This window comes from Thermodesulfobacteriota bacterium (assembly GCA_036397855.1).
Classification (GTDB): domain Bacteria; phylum Desulfobacterota_D; class UBA1144; order Nemesobacterales; family CSP1-2; genus DASWID01.
The window spans coordinates 1-4,005 of sequence record DASWID010000176.1; the positions used below are offsets into that span (position 1 = coordinate 1).

General features: G+C 40.8%; 4 protein-coding genes. 3 read left to right on the forward strand and 1 reads right to left on the reverse strand.

The window, feature by feature from the left end; translation table 11 throughout:
- The 3 genes from VGA95_13405 to VGA95_13415 all read left to right on the forward strand — a co-directional run.
- A partial coding sequence (locus tag VGA95_13405; protein ID HEX9667538.1) for a phosphotransferase occupies positions 1-531 on the forward strand: 531 nt, incomplete at its 5' end.
- 431 nt (positions 532-962) lie between these two features.
- Entirely contained in the window at positions 963-2,129 is a 1,167-nt protein-coding gene (locus tag VGA95_13410; GenBank protein ID HEX9667539.1) for an IS4 family transposase, read from the forward strand.
- A 314-nt stretch (positions 2,130-2,443) separates the two neighbouring features.
- Complete coding sequence (locus VGA95_13415) at positions 2,444-3,493, forward strand: NAD-dependent epimerase/dehydratase family protein (protein ID HEX9667540.1); 1,050 nt, start codon at positions 2,444-2,446, stop codon at positions 3,491-3,493.
- A gap of 58 nt (positions 3,494-3,551) precedes the next feature.
- Here the strand turns inward: VGA95_13415 and VGA95_13420 are convergent.
- A partial coding sequence (locus VGA95_13420; protein HEX9667541.1) for a di-heme oxidoredictase family protein occupies positions 3,552-4,005 on the reverse strand: 454 nt, incomplete at its 5' end.

Below are 4,005 nucleotides of genomic sequence, written 5' to 3' on the forward strand. Positions count from 1 at the left end.
AAAAGAGCGAATCAAGGGTTCAATAGTTTAAAGGGGTCGCATAAGGCACTTCATTCAGAGTTGTTCAAGTCTCTCCAATTACTCGATAATTACGATATTCGCGGGGATTACGCTTTTTCACATGGTGATCTTCAACACCATAACGTAGTCGTCAATTCAGACAAACGACTGATTTGGCTCGACTTTGACCAAGCATGCAGGCGTCCACTCAGGCATGATTTAGCCGCTGTTGAACTTATGATGTTGCGGAAGTGTCCGGAAGTAATTGATGAATTCGAACGGGGATATTTCGTAACCCACTCAGACCAACTGGATGGTTGGCGGAAATACCGTCTTATGTGGTATCGCATTATTTCCTTGCGGAGGGCTCTGTTTAAGCTAGAACAAACTAGGAAGCTTAGGGGTTTTAAAAAGGTAAAAGAGTATATGGCACTTAACTCTGCGTGTGGGGAAGTCAAAGACGCTGGGCAACCGAGCAGCGAGCTTATGAGGACCATCGTACACACAGCTCAACACAGACTAAACTCATAGAAGTATACAAATTAAATATAAGGAATGTGCCTAGGAGTGATTATGTATCGGCGAGGGATGCAAACGAACTAAGAGAAACAGGGCCGCCAATTGATCTAAATGATAAATACGCGTCCTCTAAGTATTGGCCTACCAATTCATTGACGATGAAGGCACTCGTAGGTTTTATCCACCCTAGATGAGACACTGAGTAGAATGACGGGGAGTGATATTTCTCATTGGCGACGAAGGGTACTATGTACATTAGAATATAGCCAGTTTTCTAACCAATCGTTCCGGGAAATGCATGTCGCTTCGATCAATCGCCTTTGGCCGTATATTTTAAAGAAGATTCATAATCACATCTGTCCAAAATAGGTTTTTAAGAAGGGAGCCTCAGACAGGTAGAATTTTGTTTGTAAGATCAAAAAACCTGAAGGAGGACTCCCTTGATGAATAAGTTTAACAGTATTTTTGGACAAATCTTACAAATATTTCCAAGAAGTGAGTTTTACAATGCAGTACTAGAGACAGGAGCAGAAAGGAGGGCGAAGGGATTTAGTAGCTGGCAGCAATTCGTAGCCATGCTATTTTGTCAAATAGGGCAGGCTCATAGCCTTAGGGAGATATGCGGAGGACTAGCAACCTGTGTTGGTAAGCTGAGACACCTTGGGGTAAGGAGCGCACCCAAGAGGTCTACTCTTTCATATGCGAATGAGCACAGGCCCTGGCAGTTATATGAGAAGATATTTTATCAGTTGTTAGGGAGGTGTAAGTTATATGCTCAAGGTAAGAAGAAGTTCCGGTTTAAGAACAAGTTATTCAGCCTGGATGCTACGGTGATAGAGCTTTGCGCTAGTTTATTTGACTGGGCAAAGTTCAGGAGGACAAAGGGAGCAGTGAAGCTTCACCTACTCTTAGACCATGAGGGATATCTTCCGGTATTTGCCAATGTAACAGGGGGAAGGGTGCATGAGGTAAACATAGCCAGGGGACTTTCATTTCCTAGGGGCTCAATAGTAGCGATAGACATGGGTTATACAGACTATTCCCTTTTTGAGAAGTGGAGTGAGGAGGGGGTTTATTTTGTAACCAAGCAGAAGGAAAATGCGGTATATGTGGTCGAGAGGGATAATCCCATACCGAGGGGGAGGAACATATTAAGGGACCAGATAATAGGGCTAGAGGGTTATTATGCAAGGATGGATTGTCCTCGGGAGCTGAGGAGATTGGAGGTGTGGGATGAGAAGAGTGGAGAAGTTATAGTGTTACTTACAAACCATCTGGAATTTGGGGCAACTACAATAGCATCAATATACAAGGACAGATGGCAGATAGAGGTATTCTTTAAGGTAATAAAACAGAACCTCAGGATAAAGACATTTGTGGGGACATCACCTAATGCTCTTATGACTCAGATTTGGACAGCATTGATAGCTATATTGATATTGAAGTATTTACAGTTCCGCTCAAAGTTTGGGTGGTCGCTCTCAAACCTTGTGGCAATGCTTAGGTACAATCTGTTTACATACAGGGACTTATGGGAATGGATAGATGATCCATTTGAAACGCCTGCGGTTGTGCCAGATGTAGAACAACTGTCGATTAAGTGGGATTAATTGGACAGCATTTTGAATATAAATGACAATAGAAAGGGGGAACCTGATTTTGAAAACGAGTTTTTACTTGTCTAATATACTCTATTTATAAGGGTTCACTATTGAAATTCCGTTTGTCTTGGACAGCAATGATACTCGATGCATATTAAAGATTGCTGTAAGCTTAGCATAAGAAAAATACACGCCTCCCGGTCAAAGTATTTTGACCTATTTATTACATTTTTTTAAATGTTGGATAGCAATAAGATTACTTTGAGATAGGTTTAAATGCAAGACTTGGCAACCGGAGAATACTTTTAAAAGACAATTGGATAATGAATAACGATAAACCAATTTTTATTACGGGCGGTTGTGGTTTTGTTGGCAGGCACTTAGTAAGAAACCTTTTAGAAAAAAATAAATCAATATGGATTGTCGATGATTTATCTACGGGATGGCATCCAGATAGGTGGTTAAAATATAAAGAACGAAGAGAGAAGAACAATGTAATTACTTATATGTTAAAGAATGGGGTAAAAGTTTTTTTTATAAGGATGGACGCTTTGAGTTTTTTCCAGCAACAGGTGACACGCGAAAGTAATTTAGTTGTTCCTGAATTTTGTGATATTTACCATTTATCATCAATAGTTGGAGGTAGAGTATTAATCGATGGTGACCCTATTTTAGTAGCGACTGATCTTGGCATAGATGCTTTATTTTTTGTTTGGGCAACACGTAACAAGGAAAAATTTGAGAGAATACTATATGCGTCTTCTAGCGCTGCATATCCCATACATTTACAAAACGTGAAAGATAAGCCAGCCATTGCGCTAGCGGAGAGTCTGATAAGTTTTGAAAATCATATTGGCCAACCTGATATGACTTATGGTTGGAGTAAGTTAACTGGAGAGTTTCTAAGTAGATTGGCGGCGGAGAGCTATGGATTACATATATCTTGTGTTAGACCTTTTTCCGGATATGGGGACGATCAAGATGTGAGTTATCCCATTCCAGCAATTGCGAGACGCATAGCGAGAAGGGATTCTCCGGTAGAAGTATGGGGGTCAGGAAAACAGTCTAGAGATTTTATTTATATCGATGATTGTATCGACGCTATGTTTATCGCTTTAGACAATGTATCAGATGGTAGTGGAGTAAATATTGGGTCGGGAATATTAACATCATTTATAGAAATAATAAAAATTTTTGCAGAAATCGAAGGTTATAATCCAAAAATCAAGCCTATTTTAGATAAACCCATCGGGGTTCAGTCTAGGTATGCTGATATCACATTAATAAAGAGCTTTGGTTGGAAGCCAAAGTATTCATTAAAAGATGGTCTAGAGAAGGTTTTGGACTATGCGAAGAAAGAGATCCCATCTTAATAGTTAAGGATTTCATTGAATAATTATGATCGCCAATCGTAAAAAATGTTGAATTTGATCAAAGGGAATTGAGAAAAGCCATAAGAGAGTCGAGTTCCTCTTGAGAAAGGCCTGAAAATCTATCGATCACCGTTTCTGCTTCGCCTCCGTGGAGTTTGATTGCCTCTTCAAGGCTATCAGTCCTTCCATCATGGAGGTAAAAGTTTCTTGTGCGAAGCCCCCACAGGGGGGTAGTTCTAAACTCATAACCCTTGGCGGGCCCCTTTTCTATTCCGTCGGCTAATTCAGGCCCCATATCATGAAGGAGCAAATCAGAATACAATTCGACATCTTTATTACTCAGTGCCTCAATTTCATTCGCTCCAGTGGAAAGGCTATCGATATGGCATTTCGAGCATCCGATCTCTTCAAAGACTGCTTCACCGTCACTTACTGCCTCCGTTATCTCACCCCTTGGCGGAGGCGCGAGAAATCTTTGAAACGCGCCTATAGCTTCAAGCTCCTCGAAGCTG

What these genes read in the sequence shown, in the direction of transcription:
- VGA95_13410 (HEX9667539.1), top strand. Translation starts at nt 963, where the DNA reads ATGAATAAGTTTAACAGTATTTTTGGACAAATCTTACAAATATTTCCA.
- VGA95_13415 (HEX9667540.1), top strand. Translation starts at nt 2,444, where the DNA reads ATGAATAACGATAAACCAATTTTTATTACGGGCGGTTGTGGTTTTGTT.